Annotated in this window: 19 protein-coding genes; 11 read left to right on the forward strand and 8 right to left on the reverse strand. The window is 29.2% G+C overall.

Annotated elements, in window-relative coordinates:
• Nucleotides 1-10 precede the first annotated feature (10 nt).
• From ACFSSE_RS15635 to ACFSSE_RS15645, 3 genes are all read left to right on the forward strand, one after another.
• Entirely contained in the window at nucleotides 11-1570 is a 1560-nt protein-coding gene (locus ACFSSE_RS15635; RefSeq protein WP_379042195.1) for a helicase HerA-like domain-containing protein, read from the forward strand.
• Nucleotides 1571-1620: 50 nt separating this feature from the next.
• Nucleotides 1621-2520 (forward strand): nucleotidyltransferase family protein, encoded by a 900-nt coding sequence (locus ACFSSE_RS15640; RefSeq protein ID WP_379042197.1) that lies wholly within the window; start codon nucleotides 1621-1623, stop codon nucleotides 2518-2520.
• A 163-nt stretch (nucleotides 2521-2683) separates the two neighbouring features.
• Complete coding sequence (locus tag ACFSSE_RS15645) at nucleotides 2684-4042, forward strand: OmpA family protein (RefSeq protein ID WP_379042199.1); 1359 nt, start codon at nucleotides 2684-2686, stop codon at nucleotides 4040-4042.
• Nucleotides 4043-4095: 53 nt separating this feature from the next.
• Here the strand turns inward: ACFSSE_RS15645 and ACFSSE_RS15650 are convergent, their stop codons facing one another.
• The gene (locus ACFSSE_RS15650; protein ID WP_379042201.1) at nucleotides 4096-4548 is read right to left on the reverse strand and encodes a DUF2147 domain-containing protein; all 453 of its coding nucleotides are present in this window, start codon (nucleotides 4546-4548) and stop codon (nucleotides 4096-4098) included.
• A gap of 61 nt (nucleotides 4549-4609) precedes the next feature.
• Between ACFSSE_RS15650 and ACFSSE_RS15655 the strand changes: the two genes are divergently transcribed.
• The 7 genes from ACFSSE_RS15655 (at nucleotide 4610) to porU2 (ending at nucleotide 14873) form a co-directional block, all read left to right on the forward strand.
• Complete coding sequence (locus ACFSSE_RS15655; protein ID WP_379042203.1) at nucleotides 4610-4939, forward strand: tRNA-binding protein; 330 nt, start codon at nucleotides 4610-4612, stop codon at nucleotides 4937-4939.
• 229 nt (nucleotides 4940-5168) lie between these two features.
• Entirely contained in the window at nucleotides 5169-6017 is an 849-nt protein-coding gene (locus ACFSSE_RS15660) for an alpha-1,2-fucosyltransferase (protein ID WP_379042205.1), read from the forward strand.
• A gap of 7 nt (nucleotides 6018-6024) precedes the next feature.
• A complete protein-coding gene (locus ACFSSE_RS15665; RefSeq protein ID WP_379042207.1) occupies nucleotides 6025-7344 on the forward strand; it encodes a lipopolysaccharide biosynthesis protein in 1320 nt (439 codons plus the stop codon).
• Nucleotides 7345-7361: 17 nt separating this feature from the next.
• Entirely contained in the window at nucleotides 7362-8105 is a 744-nt protein-coding gene (locus ACFSSE_RS15670; RefSeq protein ID WP_379042247.1) for a hypothetical protein, read from the forward strand.
• A 4-nt stretch (nucleotides 8106-8109) separates the two neighbouring features.
• Entirely contained in the window at nucleotides 8110-9054 is a 945-nt protein-coding gene (locus tag ACFSSE_RS15675; protein ID WP_379042209.1) for a glycosyltransferase family 2 protein, read from the forward strand.
• Nucleotides 9055-9075: 21 nt separating this feature from the next.
• Nucleotides 9076-10035, forward strand: coding sequence for a glycosyltransferase (locus ACFSSE_RS15680; RefSeq protein WP_379042211.1), 960 nt, complete (start codon nucleotides 9076-9078; stop codon nucleotides 10033-10035).
• Nucleotides 10032-14873, forward strand: a complete 4842-nt coding sequence (gene porU2 / locus ACFSSE_RS15685) for a putative type IX secretion system sortase PorU2 (protein ID WP_379042213.1) — start codon at nucleotides 10032-10034, stop codon at nucleotides 14871-14873. The genes ACFSSE_RS15680 and porU2 overlap by 4 nt, the downstream gene beginning before the upstream one ends.
• Nucleotides 14874-14877: 4 nt before the next feature.
• Here the strand turns inward: porU2 and ACFSSE_RS15690 are convergent, their stop codons facing one another.
• The 7 genes from ACFSSE_RS15690 to ACFSSE_RS15720 all read right to left on the reverse strand — a co-directional run bounded on the left by ACFSSE_RS15690 (nucleotide 14878) and on the right by ACFSSE_RS15720 (nucleotide 20694).
• A complete protein-coding gene (locus ACFSSE_RS15690; RefSeq protein ID WP_379042215.1) occupies nucleotides 14878-16020 on the reverse strand; it encodes a glycosyltransferase in 1143 nt (380 codons plus the stop codon).
• 81 nt (nucleotides 16021-16101) lie between these two features.
• On the reverse strand, nucleotides 16102-17037 hold the full coding sequence (locus ACFSSE_RS15695) for a hypothetical protein (protein ID WP_379042217.1): 936 nt from the start codon (nucleotides 17035-17037) through the stop codon (nucleotides 16102-16104).
• Nucleotides 17038-17042: 5 nt separating this feature from the next.
• A complete protein-coding gene (locus ACFSSE_RS15700) occupies nucleotides 17043-17648 on the reverse strand; it encodes a class I SAM-dependent methyltransferase (protein ID WP_379042219.1) in 606 nt (201 codons plus the stop codon).
• A 161-nt stretch (nucleotides 17649-17809) separates the two neighbouring features.
• Nucleotides 17810-18739 (reverse strand): polysaccharide deacetylase family protein, encoded by a 930-nt coding sequence (locus tag ACFSSE_RS15705; protein WP_379101016.1) that lies wholly within the window; start codon nucleotides 18737-18739, stop codon nucleotides 17810-17812.
• 299 nt (nucleotides 18740-19038) lie between these two features.
• Complete coding sequence (locus tag ACFSSE_RS15710) at nucleotides 19039-19641, reverse strand: hypothetical protein (RefSeq protein ID WP_379042223.1); 603 nt, start codon at nucleotides 19639-19641, stop codon at nucleotides 19039-19041.
• The gene (locus ACFSSE_RS15715; protein ID WP_379042225.1) at nucleotides 19628-20125 is read right to left on the reverse strand and encodes an RNA polymerase sigma factor; all 498 of its coding nucleotides are present in this window, start codon (nucleotides 20123-20125) and stop codon (nucleotides 19628-19630) included. The genes ACFSSE_RS15710 and ACFSSE_RS15715 overlap by 14 nt, the downstream gene beginning before the upstream one ends.
• A 50-nt stretch (nucleotides 20126-20175) precedes the next feature.
• Nucleotides 20176-20694, reverse strand: a complete 519-nt coding sequence (locus ACFSSE_RS15720; RefSeq protein WP_379042227.1) for a hypothetical protein — start codon at nucleotides 20692-20694, stop codon at nucleotides 20176-20178.
• 60 nt (nucleotides 20695-20754) lie between these two features.
• Here ACFSSE_RS15720 and ACFSSE_RS15725 point away from each other — a divergent pair, with 60 nt between their 5' ends.
• Nucleotides 20755-22134, forward strand: a complete 1380-nt coding sequence (locus tag ACFSSE_RS15725) for a dicarboxylate/amino acid:cation symporter (protein ID WP_379042229.1) — start codon at nucleotides 20755-20757, stop codon at nucleotides 22132-22134.
• The last annotated feature ends 50 nt before the right edge of the window (nucleotides 22135-22184 follow it).

The following is a 22184-nucleotide window of genomic DNA, read 5'->3' on the forward strand; positions in this document are numbered from 1 at the left end:
GCTTAGTAATATGCCAAAAGACCCGAAATCATTTATAGAAAAAATAACAAAATCCTACGCTCCAACAGGCCCATCTATTTATTTGGGTGCAGGTATTTTAAATCAAGAAATTATTGCAGAAGCAGAAGTAAACATTTCTTTAAAAATGATGAATAGACACGGTTTGATTGCTGGTGCCACTGGAACAGGAAAAACCCGTACGCTACAATTAATTGCCGAGCAACTATCAGATGCAGGTGTACCGGTATTTATGTTAGATGTAAAGGGAGATTTATCAGGTTTAAACCAGGCTGGGCAAACAAACCCAAAATTAGAAGAACGTGGGAAAGCTTTGAAAAAACCTTTTGTTCCTAATGGTTTTCCGGTAGAGTTATACTCTTTAAGTGGCAAGTTAGGTGCTACCATGCGAGCTACAGTTACCGAATTTGGACCAGTGCTTTTAGGTAAAATACTAGATTTAAACGATACCCAAACGGGAGTATTAGCAGCCATTTTTAAATATGCTGATGATCATAAAATGGCTATTATAGATCTTAAAGATCTAAAAAAGTTACTGAGTTATTTGTCAGAAGGGGATGGCGCAGCAGAAATTAAAGATAATTACGGCAAAATATCATCATCTACAGCGGGAACTATTTTAAGAAAAATTGTAGCAGTAGAACAACAAGGTTTAGGAACTGTTTTTGGCGAACGGTCTTTTGATATTGAAGATTTATTTCAGAAAGTTGATGGACAAGGTTTAATTAGTTTATTAAACATTGCTGATGTGCAAGACCAACCCGCTTTATATTCAACTTTTTTATTGAGTTTATTAGCAGAGATTTTTTATAATTTACCAGAAGCTGGCGATTTAGATAAACCAAAATTGGTTTTCTTTTTTGATGAAGCTCACCTCTTATTTAATAATGCATCTAAAGCATTTTTAGAGCAAATTGAACAAGTAATACGCTTAATAAGATCAAAAGGTGTTGGCGTTTTCTTTTGCACACAAGCAGCAACAGATATACCAGAAAGTGTATTAGGGCAATTAGGAAATAGAGTACAACACGCACTTAGGGCATTTACTCCAAATGATGTGGATGCACTAAGAAAAACTGTTAAAACCTACCCAAAATCTGATTTTTACGAAATTGATACCATTATTACAGCTTTAGGAACTGGACAAGCTTTAATTACTGTATTAAATGAAAAAGGAATCCCCACAGAAGTTGTAGCAACGCACCTCACCCCGCCAAGAGCGGTAATGGGGCCAATGGCTCATATTGACTGCGAAAAATTGATGCAAAGTTCTGATGGTTATAAAAAATATCAAGAAGAATTAGACCCCGAAAGTGCTTTTGAAATTTTGAACAAAAGAATTTCGGAAAAAATGGATCAAAAAGATGATGCAGAAGAAATGATTGCCGAAACTAAAGCAGCTTCTAAAAGAGCTGAAAAAAGCATGTTTGAACAAGCATTAAATGCGCCGATTACCAGGCAAATTGGCAGAGAAATAGTGAGAGGGATTTTCGGGATGATTATTGGTAAAAAGCCAAGAAAAAGTACTAGCCGCTCTTTATTTGGCTTTTAAAATATTAAATTCGCAACATCAACCTTAAATAATAATTTAAAAAATAAACAATGAAGAAACCAACCTTACTTATACTTGCAGCAGGAATGGCTAGCCGTTATGGTAGCATGAAACAAATTGACGGTTTTGGCCCAAACGGCGAAACTATAATTGATTATTCTATTTACGATGCTATAAAAGCTGGTTTTGGAAAAGTCACTTTTATAATTAGAGAGGAGTTTTTAGATAGCTTTAAAGGAATTTTTGATCCTAAATTAGCTGGTAAAGTTGAAACAGATTATGTTTTTCAAACATTCGATTTAAAAAAATACGGCATATCTGAAGAAATTGAAAGAGCTAAACCTTGGGGAACAGGGCATGCTGTGCTTGAAGCAAGTAAGCAAATTAACGAACCATTTTGCGTAATTAATGCTGATGATTATTATGGTTACGAAGCTTTTAAAAACATGGCCGATTTTTTAACAACCGAAGCAGAAGCAAATAAATACAGTATTGTAGGTTATAAAATTGGTAATACATTATCAGAAAACGGTTCTGTATCTCGTGGTGTTTGTAATACAGATGCTAATGGAAACATGAGCGAAATTAACGAACGCACTAAAGTTTATGCTAAAGATGGTGGTATTGTTTACGAAGAAGATGGTATTGAATCTCCTTTAGAAGCGACTACACCAGTATCAATGAATTTTTGGGGTTTCACACCAGATGTATTTAAAGTTACAGAAGAATTATTTGTTGACTTTGTGGCTAAAAATGCTGAGAGCCCAAAAGCAGAATTTTTTATACCGCTAATTGCTGACCATCTAATACAAAACAATATTGCAACTTTTAAAGTAATACCAACAGATGCTAAATGGTTTGGTGTTACCTATAAAGAGGATAAAGAAATAGTACAAAACAACATTAACAAATTGGTAGAAGATGGTGTTTACCCAACCAAACTTTGGTAAGTTGTAGTTTATAATGTACAGTTAAAAGGTTCGGTAATTTATTTCCGAACTTTTTTTTATGACCACTTTGTAGCTAATACATCTGTTAATCAGTTATATAGTTTGAAAAATTAATTTTGGCAAACTTATCGCTTAAACGTTTCAAATTAACTATTAATTGATTATGAAATTAAATTTTAAAACAGGATTAATGCTTTTAGGAGCAATAGGTATTGCAAATTTTTCTTTTGGACAAGAAACTACCACAATAGTTGAAACTACTCCTCAACCTTTTACTAAATCTGCTTACCGCACTTGGTCTTTTGGTGTTGTTGGAGGTACAATAACGCCAGCACTAGCTATTGGTGGAAAAAACGATTTCAGCAATTGGGAATACGGTAGTGGTTATGGTGGTTATCTTAAAAAGCAACTAAGTCATAATTTTGGTATTCAGGGAGATTTTTTTAGAGGTAGTATTAAAGCAGATAATAATGTAACTCCAGGTAGTGGAGTGCCAAACGGTTCTCCATTTAATTCTTTTGAAACAGAAATAAAATGGGGCGGTACTATTAGTGGTATTTACAACATCGCTAATTTTAACATACTTAATCGTAAAAGTGTAGTAACCCCTTACGCTACCGCTGGTGCGGGATTAATGGGTTACCAACCTACAACAACTTCTACCGCTAATGTACAAGTAGAAGCTAACAACGGAGAAAATATTCATGAACTGGTAATACCAGTTGGTGTTGGTGCCAAATTTAAAATTGCCAAAGGCGTTAATATAGATTTAGGTTATAAAATGAATTTTGTTGACGGAGATAATTTAGATGGTTACCGCACAGGTGGTTCAAATGATAAGTTTTCTTTCGGTTACGCCGGATTAGAATTTGCAATCGGAAATAAAACAAAATCTCAATTAGCTTTTGTAAACCCAGCTGCGGTTTTAGAGCAAGGTTACGTTGCTAAATACGATGAATTAAAAGCTCAAATTGAAGCTTCTAAAAACGATGACGAAGTTAACATGCTTAAAGATAAAGTGAATAAATTAATGAGCGATGCTGACGGAGATGGTGTTTCAGATTTTTATGATAAATGTCCAAATACACCAGCAGGAACTAAAGTTGATGGTTCTGGCTGTGAGTTACCAAAAATGGAAATTGTTAAACCAGTAACTTACATTATTTCTGAGGAAGATAAAAAAGTAGTTAACGATGCTATTAAAAATTTAGAATTTGATTTAGCAAAGGCTACCATCAGATCAACTTCTTTTGAAAGTTTAAATAGAGTTGCAAACTTAATAACTACCAAAAATTTAAGTTTAAAACTTGCTGGCCATACAGATAGCCAAGGTAGTGATAGTTATAACATGAAATTATCTAAAGATAGAGCAGAATCTGTGAAAGCTTATTTAGTAAGCAAAGGTGTTAACGCATCAAGAATTGAAGCAACGGGTTATGGCGAAAGTCAACCAATTGATTCTAATTTAACAGATAAAGGTCGTCAAAATAATAGGAGAGTAGAGTTTACTTTATTTAACTAATTATAAAATTTTTCTTAAAAACTAGAAAAGGGTTTGCAATTGCAAACCCTTTTCTAGTTTTTAAACTTATTGAAAGTTAAGGTTTGGCATAAAAATTCGAATTTCCAATAACCTTTTACAATCATTTGCATATTAGTGTTAAAATATACTAAGGAACTCCAATGTTTTCCGCTTTGAGGGTCGTAAATCAATCCATTATCCCATCTGTTTTTATCAGGATTATAACTTAATCTTTCTAAAACATCCATACCTAAAATACGCTTGTTTTTTAAATCTTTATCGGGGTTTTTAATATCTAACCTTGTGCGCATGGGCCTTTTTATATCATCTCTATCATCAAACCAAATTACTTTTGCTTTAAATTGATTGGATGATTTATAAACTTCAATAATCACATTTTTTTTTGTAGAAATCCATCGACCTAAAATATCATCTTCAGAGGTAAAAGAAAAACCTTTAAACGGTAATGTTATAATAATAACTAGGTATAATAATTTGAATCGCATAAATAAAATATAGAATGCTTTAAGTTAAACAATTTTTAAATACAATTTATAATTTAGTGCAATGGATACAATTACTGCTTTTAATAATATTGAAATGCGAGTGGGTACTATAATTAGAGCCGAAGTTTTTAAAGAAGTTAAAATGCCAGCGTATAAATTATGGATAAATTTTGGAGACTTTGGTATTAAAAAAACATCGGCACAGGTTACCGCACTTTATAATGTAGAAGAGCTTATGGGTAAGCAAGTTGTAGCTGTTGTTAATTTTGAACCAAAGCAGATTGCTAATTTTATGAGTGAGTGTTTGATTTTAGGTGCCGTTGGCGATAATAATTTGGTGACTTTATTGAGCGTTGATAAACCGGTTGAAAATGGGTTGAGGGTTTCTTGATTTTAAAAAGAAAGATTACTCCTTATTCTAGAAGGAAAGTGAATTCTACAAATTTCTTAGATTAGTATAATATTTCTTTAATTTTATCAAATCGTTATCAATTTATTTAAATAATTTTAACGTATAAATATCACATTTAATGAAGAATAAAATGTTAATTAAGAATTTAACGAGATAAAAATTTGTTGATATTAAAAAAAACAGAAAAATACATATTCTATAAAACAAAATGATAATTGTTAGAATTGAAGGTGGTTTAGGAAATCAATTGTTTCAATATGCATTAGGAAAAAACTTAGCCTTAATAAATAATACGGAACTTAAATTAGATTTAAATTACTTTAAGAAAAGTTCTTTTAGAACTTTTGAGCTAAATCACTTTAATATAAATGAAAAAGAGATTATAGCACAAAACATCAAATATTTAAAATGGGCTAACTCGAAAAATAAATTATTAAATTCACTTTACAATTTTTTTTTTACTGAACCTGAAATTTATAAAGAAAAACATTTTCATTTTGACAATGAAGTTTTTAAATGTAAAAATGAGAGTTATTTATCTGGGTTTTGGCAATCTGAAAAATACTTTATCAGTATTAAAAAACAAATTCAAGAAACGCTAACGTTTAACCCTTCCTTTAATCATAAATTTAACAATCAAATTCAACAAATTAATAATTCTGAATCAGTTGCATTACATGTAAGAAGAGGAGATTATTTGAAAAATAAAAATCATTTATTATTAAATTTGCAATATTACGAAAAAGCACTTGACCTTTTGACAGAAAAATTAACCAATCCTGAAATTTTCATTTTTTCTGATGATATAGAGTGGTGTAAACTAAACTTAGATGTAAAGTTACCACATCAATTTATGTCGAGAAATGAAAGTCATGAAGATCTTAAATTGATGGCATTATGCAAACACTTTATTATTGCAAATAGTACTTTTAGCTGGTGGGGAGCTTATTTGAGCAAAAATCTATCTAAAATAGTTATTTGTCCTAAAAATTGGTTTCCTGAATATAGCACTAACAATAGTGAGGATCTTTTTGTGGAAGATTGGATTTTAATTTAGGACAAAAGTGTTTAAGAACATAATCAAAAAAGTTAAAGGCGCTTTTAAAGAACATGATTTTCTAAAAAATGCTTTTTCAATTTTTTATCTTCAGACAATCTCTTCAATAATTGGGTTTGTAAGTACTTTTTTGTTATTAAAAGCAATTGGTGTCTCAGGCATAGGCATAATTGCCATATTAACAACTTATGTCAATTTCTATATTGGAATATTCAGTTTTCAATCATATAGTGCAATTATTAAATTTGGACAAGAGGCCAAGCACCACAATGATATATTGCTATTAAAAACATATATTAAAAGAGCTTTCATTCAAGATGTCATTTCATCTCTCATTACCTTAATCGTTGCATTTTCATGTATAAAACTTACAAGTGATTATTTTGAAATAACTAATGAAGCACAAAAATACATTTACATTTATCTTATACTAATTCCCTTTAGTATCTTTAGATCTGTTTCTGCAATTCTTAGGTTAAACAATGATTTTACAACTGGACCCACAATTGCAATCACATCATCAGTTTTAAGGCTAATTTCAATTTCAGTTGGAACAATTTTAAATTTTAGTTTAAGCTATTTTATTATATCGGAATTAATAATTGGAGTACTTGGATACGTTTTACATATAATTGTAGGAGCAATTTGCTTAAAGAAAATGAATTGTTTAGATTTTTTCAAGGTTAAACTCAATCGAGATAAAAAATTTACTCATTTTAATATTTATAATAATTTAGTTTCAACTTTAGATTTACCAACCGGTCATTTAACTAATTTCATCATTAATAAGTTATTAGGTGTTGAGGTTTTTGGTGTTTTTACCATTATTTCTAAATTTGGAGCTATTTTTAATCAGCTTATAAGTGCATTAACTCAGTCATTATTTCCAGAGCTATCAAAACTTGTGGCTGAAAGGCAAATAAATTTGGCTTTCAAAATAGTTAAAAAAACTTTTTTTGTAATTTCAATCATCGGTTTTCTTGTATCAAGTATTTTTATGCTAACTCATAAGTTTTGGTTGTTCTATTTAATTCCTGCTACCACATATAATGGATATACTTTAAGTATATATACAATATATTTATCAATTACAGGAGCAGTTGCAGGAGTACATTTATTATTTGTAAGTTTAAATTTTGTTAAGTATAATATTCCAATTGTAATATTTTGTAATGCTATATACATTGTATTATTAATTCTTTTATCAAACTGGTTCGGATTAATTGGCGCCATAGGAGCCTTACTTCTCCAGTCTATACTTATATCATCTATTAAATATTTTTTCATGTTAAAGAAAGTAAAGGAGGTTAAATTATCAAACGTATAGCAATTTTATATGTATGCATTGGGAAATACAACATCTTTTGGGAAAGCTTTTACAAAAGCAGTGAAAAGTTTTTTTTAACAGATGGGTTTAAAAAAGAATATTTTGTTTTTACAGATTCCAAAAGAATATTTGATCAAGAAAACCCTCGTGTTCATGTATGCGATCAAAAGGACGAAGGATGGCCTTTCAATACCTTATTAAGATTTCATTTTTTTGAAAAAATCACTCCTCAATTAGAGAATTTTGACTTTACATTTTTTTTCAATGCAAATATGCTTTTTAATGACTTTGTAATGAAAGATTTTTTGCCAGATGAAAATCAATTGTTAGTTATCAAACACCCAGGCATATTAATGTCTAATCGTTCAAAATTCCCATATGAAGCCAACAAATTGAGTAAAGCATTTATTAGTGATGATAAAGGAATATATTACTTTATGGGAAGCTTAAATGGAGGAGATTCAAGTGCTTTTAATGAATTGATTATCAAATTAAAACATAATATTGATCTTGACTTAGAAAATAATATAATAGCTATATGGTGGGATGAATCTCATCTAAATAATTATATGTTAAGTGCAAATTATAAAATACTCTCAGAAGATCATGTTTTCATTGACGGCAACTATTATGATAAAATACCCAAAATAATTATTAGAGATAAAAACAGTTTTGGAGGGCATAATTATTTAAGAAACCTAGAATTAGATTTTACTACAAAAGTAAAAATTTTTATTAAGGCCTTACTTAAAAAAAAATAATTGTATGCAAATAGAATTAAGTGTGGTTATGTCGGTTTATAATGCAGAGCCTTTTTTAAAAGAAGCCATAGAAAGTATTTTAAATCAAACCTTTAAAAAATTCGAATTTATTGTCGTAAATGATGGTTCTACAGATAATTCATTGGATGTTATTAATTCTTTTAATGACGATCGTATTGTATTAATTGACCAAGAAAACATAGGTTTATCGAGGTCATTAAATAAAGGAGTGTTTATCTCAAAAGGCAAATTTATAGCTAGAATGGATGCTGATGATATTTCTCTTCCTGAAAGATTTGCGCTTCAATTAGACTTCTTAAGAAAAAACAAAGACTATGTTTTGTTAGGCAGTAATATTTACTTTATAGATATTAAGGGGAAAATCTTAGATCAAACAAATTTACCTTGCCTCAATGAAGATATGAAAAAAAGTTTACCTAATATTAAACTCATGCATAGTTCAGCTATGTTTTTAAGAGAGTTTTTTTTTAAAGCAGGTGAATATCCAGTTGAAATACCAAAGTATTTTGAAGACAAAATTTTATGGAATAAAATGGCCGAGTTCGGAAAAATAGCTACACTTCCTGATGTGCTTGTTAAATATAGGCTTGTACCAAGCTCAATTTTTAATCTATCAAATAAACAGGTTCAACAATTAAAAGATTTATCTAATAAGATAATTAAAAACAATTACTTACTAACAGAGTATGATAAGTTTAGCATTAAAGAAATTACCAGGATCTCTAAAAATCAACAAATTGGGAATTACTTTTTAAGAATTTCTTTTATGCACTTTAAGCATAATAGAAGAGTAAAAGCCTTATTTTATGTAGTTAAAAGTTTTGCTATTAATCCTTTTGAAACAGACACATTGAAAATGTTTATGAAAATACTTTTACCAACTCGTTTATTAAACTTCTACAGGAAATTAAAACAAAAACCCTTGTAACATTATTGTTTTACCATTAACATGGATAATACGGAGAACGAAGTATGCATTTGTATAACTAATTTTAATAAAGCAGAGTTTATTGAACAAGCTTTAAAAAGCGCTATTTCTCAAAAATTTAATGGTAATTTTCATGTCCTGATAATCGATGATTGTTCTACCGATGAAAGTAAATCAATAATTTTAAATTTTAAGAATAATTATCCCGATGTAATTACAGCTTATTTTAACATTTCTAATTTAGGTTTGATAGGTAACTTCATAAAAATTTGCAAATTAGCACAGGGGAAATATATTTCGTTTTTAGATAGCGATGATTATTGGATAGATGACCTTAAGATCCAGAAGCAAGTAGATTTAATTCATAGCGACAATTCTATTGGTTTAGTTCATACCAATTATTTAGTGAAAACGGGCAATGAAATTTTACCTGAAATTAGCCCAAAACCACCTAATGGACATATTTATGATAGATTAATTTTGAATAATTTTATTACTCATTCATCTGTTTTAGTAAAAAAAAACTTGTTAATTAATGCTATTGAAGAATTAGAGAAATTAAATTGGTCAAATTTTCATCATAATGATTACCCTCTGTATTTAATGATTTCTATTAAAACAAAGGTTTTTTATTTGAATCAAAAAACAATTGTTTATAGAAATCTTGATTCATCTGCATCGCATACTAAAAATTACCATTTAAAAACAAAGATAGTTGACTCCACTTATTACAGTAGAATTTATTTTATTAAAAATATACATAACGTTCCAGAAAAAATTGAAAACAAAATTAAATCCAGTTACTTTTATTCTAAACTAATAATAGCTTGTGATTATGTTGAAATTGATGATTTTTTTAACTTTTTATTTCAGTTTCTTAAATACAATAAGAATTTTAAACATTTAATAGGTAGTTTTATTAGAATATTTAAAATAATTTATTTAAAATTTTTTTATACTAATTCAATATTCAAAAAGTGAAAGCATATATACTAATTATCATTGTTCTGTTAAGCTTTAGTACTCTTGCTCAGAATAACTACGGTAACGAATGGATAAAACCGAACCAGCAGTATTTAAAAATAAAAATAAACGAAAGAGGTGTTTATAAAATTACTTATAGCCAATTACAAGCATCTGGTTTTATGACTACAAATATAAGCCCTAAGGGTTTTCAGATTTTTTATTTAGGAGAGGAGATTCCATTACATGTTGAAGGAGAAAGTGATAATTCTTTTGATGCTGCTGATTTTATTGAGTTTTATGCAGAACCTAATAATGGTAAGGCAGATGAAATTTTATATAAAGCTGGGGAACAGCCAAACCAGCAAATAAGTCTTTTTACAGATGAGGCGGTGTTTTTTCTAACAAATAACAATGCCAATATCGGCAAGAGGTATGAGAACGTTGTATTAAACGCTAATGGTTTAACACCCGAAACCCATATTAAATTTACTGTATCATCAAACTTTTCTAATGAGTATTACCCAGGAGCATACGTTTTAGACGTAATGACGTTTTCTGATTATATTGAAGGTGAAGGATTTTTAGGAAATACTTTTGGGATTGGAGGCTCTCAAACAAAAACATTAAGTACTCCAAATTATTTTTCTGGTGCAACTAATTTTAAACCAATTTTTGAAAGTTTTGTTGCCGGAAGGTCTAATGCCTCTTCAACAAATTCAATGGGAAATAACCATCATTTGAGAATAACTGTAGGAGGAATAATTGCTAAAGACACAATATACAGAGGTTATAAGACCATTAGGGTAAATCAAAATATAAATAATAACATATTAAATGCTACAACAGAAGTAGTTTTTAGTTCAGTAAATGATTTAGGCGCACTGACTGATTTTCAAGCGCCTGGTTATGTAAGAATTACTTATCCGAGGAATTTAGAGGGATCCTCTTTTAATTCATTGCAATTTAAATTGAACTCCGCAACTGGTCAATCCCTACTAAATTTCACAAATACAACAAACTGGTCTGATGCATATATTTTAGATCCCATTAGTTTAAAAAGATATAAAAGTATTAAAACCGGAAGTACCAACTCATTTACAGTTAATAATAATAGTAACACTCATTTTGTTTATAGTTCAGACGCATTAAAAAGTGTTACATTAGAAAATGTTGCTTTTAATTTAGTAGATGCAAGTACGTTTAATGCAAAGATGTTAATGGTTACACACGGCTCTTTGATAAACGCAGTAAATGATTTAGCAACTTATAAGAACTCTAAAGGTGTAAGTTCATTAGTACTTAAAATGGATGACTTATACAATCAGTTCTTTTATGGTATTCACCATCCACTTGCTATAAGAAATCTATCAAGATATCTATTAGAAAAAGCTACAAATAAACCTGAGTATCTTTTTTTGATAGGAAAAGGTTATGAAATTTCTAAGCAAATGATAGCTCAAGATTTAGTGCCTACTATGGGATTTCCTCCTTCTGACAATGAATTTACCGCAAAAATAATAGATAATACATTAGCACCTGCCTTAGCAACCGGAAGATTACCGGCAAAAACAATAGAGGATGTTAATAAATATCTAGAAAAATTGAGACTTTTTGAGCAGCAACCAAATGAAATATGGAGAAAAACAATTATAAATATTACAGGGGGTGGTAACAGTAGTGAAGATAATTCATTTGCTAATTATTTAAGAAATCTTTCAAATATATCCGACAAAGAATTTTTCGGGTCTTCAACTACTTCTTATTATAAAAGCGTTACCGACCCTATAACTAATAATTTAACCGATAAAATTAATAAGACAATTGAAGATGGTGCAAATTTAGTGACTTTTTTAGGTCATGGTAGCACAACCGGAACAGCAGTCTCTGTTGGAAAAGCAGCTGATATTCAAAGGATATTATTTTTTTTTATAAATGGATGTAGCACTGGTAACGCATTCACAACAGCCTCTTTAGGAGAAGATTTTATTTTAGAAAAACAAAGAGGTGCAATTGGTTGGATTGGAACAAGTAGTGAAGGAGTAGCTTCTTATTTATATGGACTAGCGAATAATCTGTATCAAAATTCGTTTAAAACTAATTATGGTAAATCCGTGGCATCTAATATTTCAAGAAGTATCCGTACTTATCAAAACCAGAATGACGCATTAAATAAAATCCATTGCCAACAATATATTTATTTAGGAGACCCATCTTTAAGTTTTTATGCTCCAGAAAAACCAGATTACCAAATTACTTCAAGTGATGTTTCAATTTTAGAGAGTAATGTAACCGCAAACACATCATCATTTAATTTATCATTAATAGTAAGAAATAGTGGTAAGGCTGTATTGAACCCTGTTAAAATAAGTGTTGTTAGAACCTTGAATGATAATAGTATAATTACCTACCCTGTACAATCATTCAATAATTTATTTAATACAGATACATTAAATTTTAGTATTAATAATGATGTTTTAAATGCGTCAGGTACAAATAAATTTCTAATAAAAATTGATCCTGAGAATGAAATTGAGGAATTGAACAAACTAAATAATACCATAGAGTTTTCATATTTTTTCGCATCTAATGGTATTTCTTTAATATCACCTAATCCATATAGTATTTTAACAAATAATAATTTAGAGTTAAAAATACAGTCTAATAATTTGTTTACCCAAAAAGTAAACTATCTTTTTGAGATAGATACTGTAAAAACATTTGATAGTAATTGGAAAAAAGAGTCAGGAATAATTAACGCTGGTCTATTTGCTAATTGGAGGCCTAACATAGTGCTAGAACATAATAAAATTTATTATTGGAGGGCAAAATTAGATGCGGATGTAAATAGTGGAGGACAATGGCAAAACAATTCTTTTACTTTTATTCCCAATAGTGAGGAAGGTTGGAATCAAGGGCATCGTGAACAATTCTCAGATATATCACTAAAAAACATTAAGCCCGATTTTAATTTTGTTTCAAATATTTATCCAATTCAAGTTAAAAATAGAGGGCAACAATCATCTTCAATAATAGAACGTAGAATTAGATTAGGAAGTGCAAATGGTTCTGCTGCCTTTAATGGGTCGGAATTTGAAGGGTTTGGTATTATAGCTATAGACCCCATAAATTATAACAAGAGATATAATTACCCTAGTGTTTATAACTTTAAAAACAACGGAGTTGATGGTACTGGTATGTTTTTCTTCAACACTAACAATCCATCAGAATTAGATTCTTTGGTAAATTATATTAATAATATTCCAAAAGATTTTAATGTAATTGGATTAAGTGGATTAAATTTTAATCCTCAGAATTTTAATGAAACTGCTTTAGATGCTTTTAGAAGTCTTGGGCTTACTGTTTTAGAAACGGTAACAAATGGAGAGCCTTATGTTTTTGTTTCTAAAAAAGACGCTATTCCTATTGAAAATTACACAAAAGAAATAAAGGCATTAAGCACTGAGGAAATAACATTTTTACATGATTTGAATTACCCTTTTGGTAGCGGTACTTATGTCTCAGAGAAAATTGGACCAGCTTCAAACTGGAACTCAGCCTCTATCAAATTCAATTCAACTAACAGTGATATTTTAACCACAAGTATAATTGGTGTAAATAATAATGGAGCAGAAAGTGTCTTAAAATCCAGCTCAGGCTTTGATTTTGATTTAACAGATATTAACGCAAATAATTATCCATATTTAAAAATCAAGACTGATATTAAAGACGATACTAATTTTACCGCTCCTACTTTAAAATCGTGGAAAGTTTTATATACAGGTTACGCTGAAACTTCTTTTAACCCTGAATTTAAAAACTCTTTTTATGCAGAAGAAATACCAGAAGGTGATTCTTTAAAAATAGCTATCGGCGTAAGCAATATTAAACAATTAACATCAGACTCATTACAACTAAACTATAAAATTACTAAACAAGATAGAACAACTATAAATGGTACAGTTGCCCATTTTGCAGGTTTAGCGGGGAATACAAATTTAGAAAGTGATTTTAAACTCCCGTCTTTAGGTCTATCAGGAAACAACGTTTTACAACTCTCACTAAATCCTAAAAACAATAAAGATCAGTTTACTTTTAATAATTTTTTAAGTTATAATTTTAAAGTTGTAAAAGATGATAAAAACCCTTTATTAGATTTATTGTTTGATGGAAAACATATTGTTAATGGGGAGATAGTTTCTCCAAAGCCAACAATTACTGTTTCTGTTAGTGATGAGAATAAATTTTTGTTAATTAGAGATACAACGGCAATAAAAGTCTATTTAAAAAAATCTGAAGACAATAATTATCAGCGTTTATCATTTAATTCTAACAAAATTGCCTTACAAACTGTTGCAACTTCAGAAAATAATAAAGTAATATTTTTAGTTCAACCAGATTTATTAGAAGATGGTACTTATACCTTAAAAATATCATCATCAGATAATACTGGAAACACTTCAACTTCAGACTATACGATAGATTTTGAAGTTGTAAATCAACAAACGGTTTCAAACTTCTTGCCTTACCCTAATCCAGTAACAACATCAACTAGGTTTGTTTTTCAATTAACCGGAGAAAAAGTGCCGGATAAAATTAAGATACAAATTATGAGTGCTTCTGGTAAAATTGTAAAAGAAATTAATAAAGAAGAATTAGGAAACATTCGTATTGGAAATAATTTAACTGATTACGCTTGGGATGGTACTGATACTTTTGGAGATAGACTAGCCAATGGGGTTTACTTTTACAAGGTGACCATTCAAAATAACGATGGTTCAACTGTTAACAACAGTTATAACGCAACAAACAGCATGTTTAAAAATAATATTGGGAAAATTTATTTATTAAAGTAACAGCTTATTTTAACGTCTCTAAATAGATTTTATTGGTAAGTTTTCCAATATTGTCATAATTATATAACTCAATAGCTTTGGCAGATATTTGAGAAATATCAAACTGGTTATAGTTTTCCATCATTTGGATAATGGCATTTTCAAGTTGTTCTTCATTTGAAGGTTCAATAAGCAAACCATTTGTTTTGTCTAAAACTGTAGAAACTCCACCAACATTACTTGATATAACAGGTAGGCCACAGCATAATGCTTCTAGTATAACGCAAGGCATGTTTTCATAATTGCTAAATAACACAAATGCATCTGAAACTCTCATAGCGTCAGCTACCTCTTGATAAGGTAATTCCCCTAAAAGTTTAATATTTTCATTAAGGAAATTGTTTTTTATAAATGCTGATATTTCTTCCTTCTCTTTTCCTATCAATATTAAATTAACAGCTACTCCATTACCAATAAGGTTTTTAAATACATTTAAAATTCCAAGAACATTTTTATGCGGCCCGGTATCAGATACATGAATAAAAGTAAATGGGGAATTCGGTTCAGTATGCTTTTTTTTATTAAAAAAAGTAACATTAACAACATTAGGTAAAATGTATTTCTTACTAATTGGTGTCCATTCTGAAATAGATACTTCTAAACTTTTAGAAACAGAAATAATGGAATCAAAAGATTTTAGTATTTTAGAATAGAGCCGCCTTTTATAAATAGATTGAGTGTATATGTGATTTACATTGTTTTTGTAATTAAATAAAGACCAATGCTCTGTTAAAACTAATTTTAGATTATACCTATATTTTAAATAAACAGAAATAATTCCAGAAGGAAAAAAAACATAATTATGGACTAATTTTGGTAAACCATATTTTTTAAAAACGATTTTAAAAATGGATAAATACAATTTAATTAGTCTGTAAACATTAATAAGATCATACTTTGAGTGTGCAAAATAAGCCTTATAGGTTATAATATTTTCTTCTTCAAAAACTTCAATGTCTTTAATTTTACTGTTTCTTAAAGTTGATACAAATACAACAACTTGAGTATTTAAGATAGCAACTGAATTAACCAATCGCTCATTAAAATCACCTCTAAAATTATCTAACTTACTAGGATACCAACTTGGTAAGACTAAAATATATTCCATTTTCAAACAACAGTAATAATAATAAAAACAAAGCTTTTAGTTTTTATTTTATAAAGAATATGTGTCAAATCTGTTAAATATTTAGATATTAAAAAAAATGATAACTTTTTTGAACCATTTCTTAATACTTGAACTAAGATTATAACTCCTGCTATATTTTGCAATATAGTATTGTTGTAACTTAGGATTAAATCTTTTTTTAAATTCTGCAATGCTTTTAGTGTTTGCCCCTAAATAATCAAAAAATTCAAAACCATTTTCTAACAACCACTTTTGTATTTTGATATATAGAAAAGAATTTATTTCTGATTGAATGTTGCTTTTATCGACAAAGCTTAACAAAAAATACCCTTTTTTAGAAGCATCATTTAAAAGTACTATACCAGAGCCTAATGTCTCTTTATCTGAATTACTGACCTTAAAAAATTTAACTAATTTTTTTTTTAATAAAGAATTAATCCATGTTTCTAAACTAATTAGGTATTTGCTATTGTAGCCAATTCTGAGTAATAAATTTTTGTAATTAATCCATTCATTACCTAAACTTTCTTCAATGGTTAAATTAAAGTTCAGTTTTTCTGCCTTTTTGTAATTTTTTTTAACGTCATATTTTACACTTAAATCATTACAATTTTTGATGTAAGTATATCTGTTAATAATTTTAAAACCATTCCATATAAAAGATCTTATATCATCTATTTTTGGAGGTAAAATTAAACTTATGGACTTGTATTTTTCAGTTAACAAATGTAAGGCATCAGATAAATCAATGTCATAATCTTTTTTATCTATAAACCAAATACCCGAATAAAATGGATAGCCATGAGTAGGAGTAATTATTTTGTTATAACGCTCAAATAAAGCGAATGCAATAATTGGGGATTGATTTTTATAATAAATGTAATAAACAGCGTTAGCTCCAGTAGATTGACAGCTGATATCAATAAAAATTGGATTAAAGGTTACATCTGGGATGTTGAGTAATGAAATGTCAGATTGAGTAACTTTTTTAAGCATCTTTACTATAGCGTTTTTTTTAAGCAAAAAATAAGTTCTCTTTCTTTGTTGCCAAGACTGTATTTTGTTTTTTCTTCTTTTGTGAATTTAGTGGAATAATCAATCTTTTCAACAACAGTGTTAGGTATATTCAGTCTTTCCAAAAAATCCTCGCCATGTAATCGTAGTAAGTCACCTTCTCCATAATGCTTCAATCTATCTTCATAAGTTATAATATGTTTGTCTTCTAAAGTTTTATATGTACCAATATTTAAAAGAGTAAGAATAAAAGCCTTGCCTCCTGCTTTTAAAACACGTTTTATTTCTTTAATTGCTGAAATTTCGTCAGGTACATGTCCTAATACACAAGAACATATTATATAGTCAAACTTATTATCCTCAAATGTAAGAGACTGTATGTCTTCAACTATATTTGCAACACATTTTTCAATATCTGCAGAAATATAGTTTTTAGAACTCTTTTTGAGTTGTTTTGCAAGTGTATATTCTGGTGCAAAATGAAGAATACTTTTATTTCCTGAAAAGATATCGGTTTCATTTATTAAATAGTAGTTTAATAACCTAGTTCTTTCTAAAGAGTTGCAATATGGACAAGCTGCATTTTCTCTCAAAATATTACCATAGGGCAAAAATTTGCTGGATGATTTGCCACAGCAAACACAATAAACATTATTACCTAAATATAAAAGCCACCTAATTTTATAATACTGTTTGTAGATTATAATTCGATATTTGATAGAAATAAAACTCTTGATAAATTTTTTAAACACTGTCATAATTGAAATTTTCTTAATAAAAACTTCAAGTGATACATCTTTATTAACTCACTAATTCCAAAACTACTATTTTCTATTGGTACTCGTTGAAAGTTTAATTTTTCAAAATCATAGTTTAAGCCAGAAGTTCCAAAAGTGTATGTTGGAAATTCGTTATTTATTCTTTTAAAGAAAGAATCCGACACTAAATTATCACTAAAAGGAAACGCAAATAATCTATTTTTAGCTACCTCAAACTTTTCGTTTAAAACACAAATACTGCTTTCAGCCTGGCGAATCTGTTCATCCAATGTGATATCACTAAATAAAGGATGGTCAATACTGTGAGCTCCTATTGTGAATCCTTTGTCAATTAACCATTGTATATCATCATCATCAACAAACGGTTCTGTTTTAAGAAATTCTTCGAAATCAACTTCTAATATTTCACCAGCCTTATCTAAAATGTTTTTGTTATTGTAAGTGATATTTAATAACTTTTTAGTTAAGGTTTCGCCACTTAAACCATCTAGTAGTTCTTTAAGCTGTTTTATAACGTTATCACTATTAATTTTATCTTTTATTTTATTAATCAGTAATGAAGTCTTAAACCTAAAAAATAGAGATGTATTATTAATAAAACCTGAGTTAATGAAAAAAGTAGCATTTACTCCCTTTTCTAATAAAATAGGGGCTATAATTTCAACAATTTCTTTTAAGCCATCGTCAAATGTTAAATTAAAAATTGGCTCTCTAACATTATTCTCTTTTAATTGATTAATTAGTTCATCAATTGCTACACTTTTGTAGTTTTTAAGAAAAAAATCTAAATCGTTTCTAAACTCAGTAGTGTTTTTGGTAGTATATAAATTTTTAATGTGAGGCAATCCAATATCACTAACAGTATGGTAGAGAGGTAATAAATGCCTACTTCCTGAAATTTTCATTAAAAATTTCAAATCAATTTCTTTCAGTACAAGCTTACTTAATTTATTTATCACAAAACTTAAATTTCATCTTCATAATTGAGGTTTATAATTAAAGAACAAATAATGAAATTGATTTCAATTTTAATCTTTAACGATATTCAATATCAAGATGAAAACAAAAGACATCTCTTAATTGGTTTTTTAAAAATAATAATATTAAACAAAAAACCACTTACAATAATGAAAGTGGTTCGAATTTTAATTTATTCTTGTTATACCTTATTGATCATTCCTAACCTAAAATACAAAAATACAGTTTACTCAACATCCTTAAACTGAGCATCTAAACGTTCTAGATCACTAATCATTTCTTCAAATTTTTGATTTTCTTTTTTTACGTATTGCTTCAAGAAATAGAAATAATAAGCCAAAAACCAAGCAATTGTAGTTATTACAACTACCGCCATTACCCACGGACTAAGTTTGTAAAAGAATTCTACAAAATATAGCGCTAAGCCAGCGGTTAAGGACAACGTATATATTTTGTAATTTCGAGTATGTTGTGTGTGCCTAGCAGCCCTAAATTGTTGTATAAACTTAATATGGTCTTGAGGCTTATCAAACAGAGTATTGCTGTTTGCAATTTTTTTAATATTTACAACTTGCATTACAATAAAATATAGGCAGCAACTTATTACAACTGCCAATCCTAAATGTGTAGTCCAAAAATCAAACTCAACTGTATAAGCAATATATGTTATCATTAACAGTGCAAAAAGCATTGCTAAAACCTCATAAAAAAGCTTATAACTAAGTTTATTTCTACTTGCTTTATACTGAACAATAATCTCTTTGTAATTTACAACAGGAGCTGTTTTTTGTTCATTCCAAATGCCTACTAATGAATCAAAGTCTTTCATGCTGATTATATAATTCTGTAAGCTTATGCTTAATTCTGTGTATTTTAACTCTTAAATTCCCCTCTGATATACCAGAAACTTCTGCAATTTCCGGATAAGGGATTTCATCCATCACCATTGTAATAATAATTCTTTCTGTTTCTTCTAACTTAGCTATACATTGGTACAACGCTTTTACTTGTTCTTGCTTTTCAGAAACTTCCTCCACATGACTTTCTATAATATTTGGAGTAAGTTCATCTTTTGCTTGTCGTTTCTCTTTTTTAAGATAGGTTAAACAAGTGTTAACGGCAATTCTGTAAATCCATGTAGAAATCATCGCTTGATTTCTAAATTTTTCTAAATTCTGCCAAACTTTCAAAAAAGTTTCCTGTAACAAGTCGTTTGCAGCATCGCTATCTCCAGTATAACCGAAACATAAATGATATATTTTCTTAGAATTAGCTTCAAAAATTTCTTTAAAAGCTTGCTCTTTGTCTGCCATTGAAAAGGTGATTTTATTTTAGAGGTTACTTTAGCTATATTGTTACATCCTTATTCTAATTCTTTTTTGCTGAAAGAAGGTCTGTTTTTCTTTAGCAATGTCATTAAATCATCTAGCTGTTTCTGGTAGTCAAATTGTAAATCTTCGTCTAATTTTGGGATAGCTCTTAAAATGCGTTTTAGTTGAGTATATAAAAGCCCAATTGTTGCTTTTTGATGGATTTCAACTATTGGATGGGCAATGAAAGCTACGCTAAAAAACATTGCAATTTCTACTTCTAAGTTCTTAGTATTTATATATTTGATGTGCTTATTAATGGTTCTAATTAACTTTCTTAGCTGTTTGGTGGCGTAATAAACACTAGGGTGTAAATTATCAAATTCATTATCTATAATGCTTTTTACCTCATCAATGTAAATGTCTTTTTTATCGCTATAAAACAACATAAAATTAAGTAATTCTTTATTGTCTGTTTTATACTTAGCTAACCTTAAACAAAGTTCTTTTAGTTCTTCTGCGGTTAAATAATTTAGTTCTTTTTTTAGGTCTGCTAATTTCGGGCTCGTCATCTTATACATTTGCTCAAGTCAACAAATTAATTACTTTTGTTTAAATACCAAACTAATTGTATGAAATTAAAACCAATACCATTAATTGCGCTCGTTGCCATATTCATAGCTTCTTTAGTCACCATATCAAATCACTATCAAATTATAGCAATACCAGAAACAACACTAATTGTTATAAGATGGTTAGCCATTATAGCTTTATGTGTTTTTGGAGTTCAAAAAAAATCTTTAACATCATGGATTTTAATATCAATGGTAGTAGGTGCAGAAATTGGAAACGATTTTCCGGATTTTGCAGTTAATCTTCAAGTTTTAAGCAAGGTTTTTCTTAAAATGATAAAAACCATTGTTGCGCCTTTACTTTTTGCAACCTTGGTCTTTGGAATTGCAGGCCACTCAGATTTAAAACAAGTAGGCCGTATGGGTTGGAAATCTTTAGTTTATTTTGAGTTTGTAACTACAATTGCTTTATTTTTAGGTTTATTGGCTATTAATATTTCTAAAGCTGGAGTTGGTATTAAACCTCCACCAGTAATAAACGAAACCTTAGAAAAAGTAGAGCCCCAAACACTTACCGAAGTTATTCTACATGTTTTTCCAGAAAACATTGCAAAATCTATTGCAGAAGGGCAGGTTTTACAAATTGTGGTATTTAGTATTTTATTTGGGATAGCCTTAGCAATGGTACGTGAAGATAAACGTCGTCCAATGCTTAAAGCAGCCGAAAGCTTATCTGAAGTGATGTTTAAGTTCACCAATATTGTAATGTACTTTGCGCCAATAGGCGTAGGCGCTGCCATTGCATTTACAGTTGGACACATGGGGTTAGGTATTTTGGTTAATCTTTTCCAATTATTAGCAACACTTTATGTTGCGTTAATTGCATTCTTACTTTTGGTGCTATTACCTATTGCATTAATTGTTGGTGTGCCTATTAAAAAGTTTTTAAAGGCTGTTGCCGAACCTGTTTCAATTGCTTTTGCAACAACCAGTTCAGAAGCTGCCTTACCAAGAGCTATGGAAGCTATGGAAAGAATAGGAGTGCCGCGTAAGATTGTTGCTTTTGTAATACCAACAGGTTATAGTTTTAATTTAGACGGAACTACACTTTATTTATCTTTAGCTGCTATATTTGTAGCCCAAGCTGCCGGTATGGATTTAAGTATAGGCCATCAGTTAGTGATTGTTTTTACATTAATGCTTACCAGTAAAGGTGTTGCAGGTGTTCCAAGAGCATCTTTAGTGATTTTATTAGGTACAGCAGCTTCTTTTAATTTACCTGTTTGGCCTATATTTATTATTTTAGGGATAGATGAATTGATGGATATGGCTCGCACATCTGTAAATGTGCTGGGTAATTGTTTAGCAACTGTTGTTATTGCTAAATGGGAGAATGAATTTGATGAAAATGCAAACCACGAAGAAATAGTAGAATTATAAAATGAGTGATAGATCAAAAAAGATTTTTTTAGCAATTTGTATTATAGTGC

Origin of the sequence: Pedobacter alpinus, assembly GCF_042684645.1 — a bacterium.
Taxonomy (GTDB): Bacteria; Bacteroidota; Bacteroidia; order Sphingobacteriales; family Sphingobacteriaceae; genus Pseudopedobacter; species Pseudopedobacter alpinus.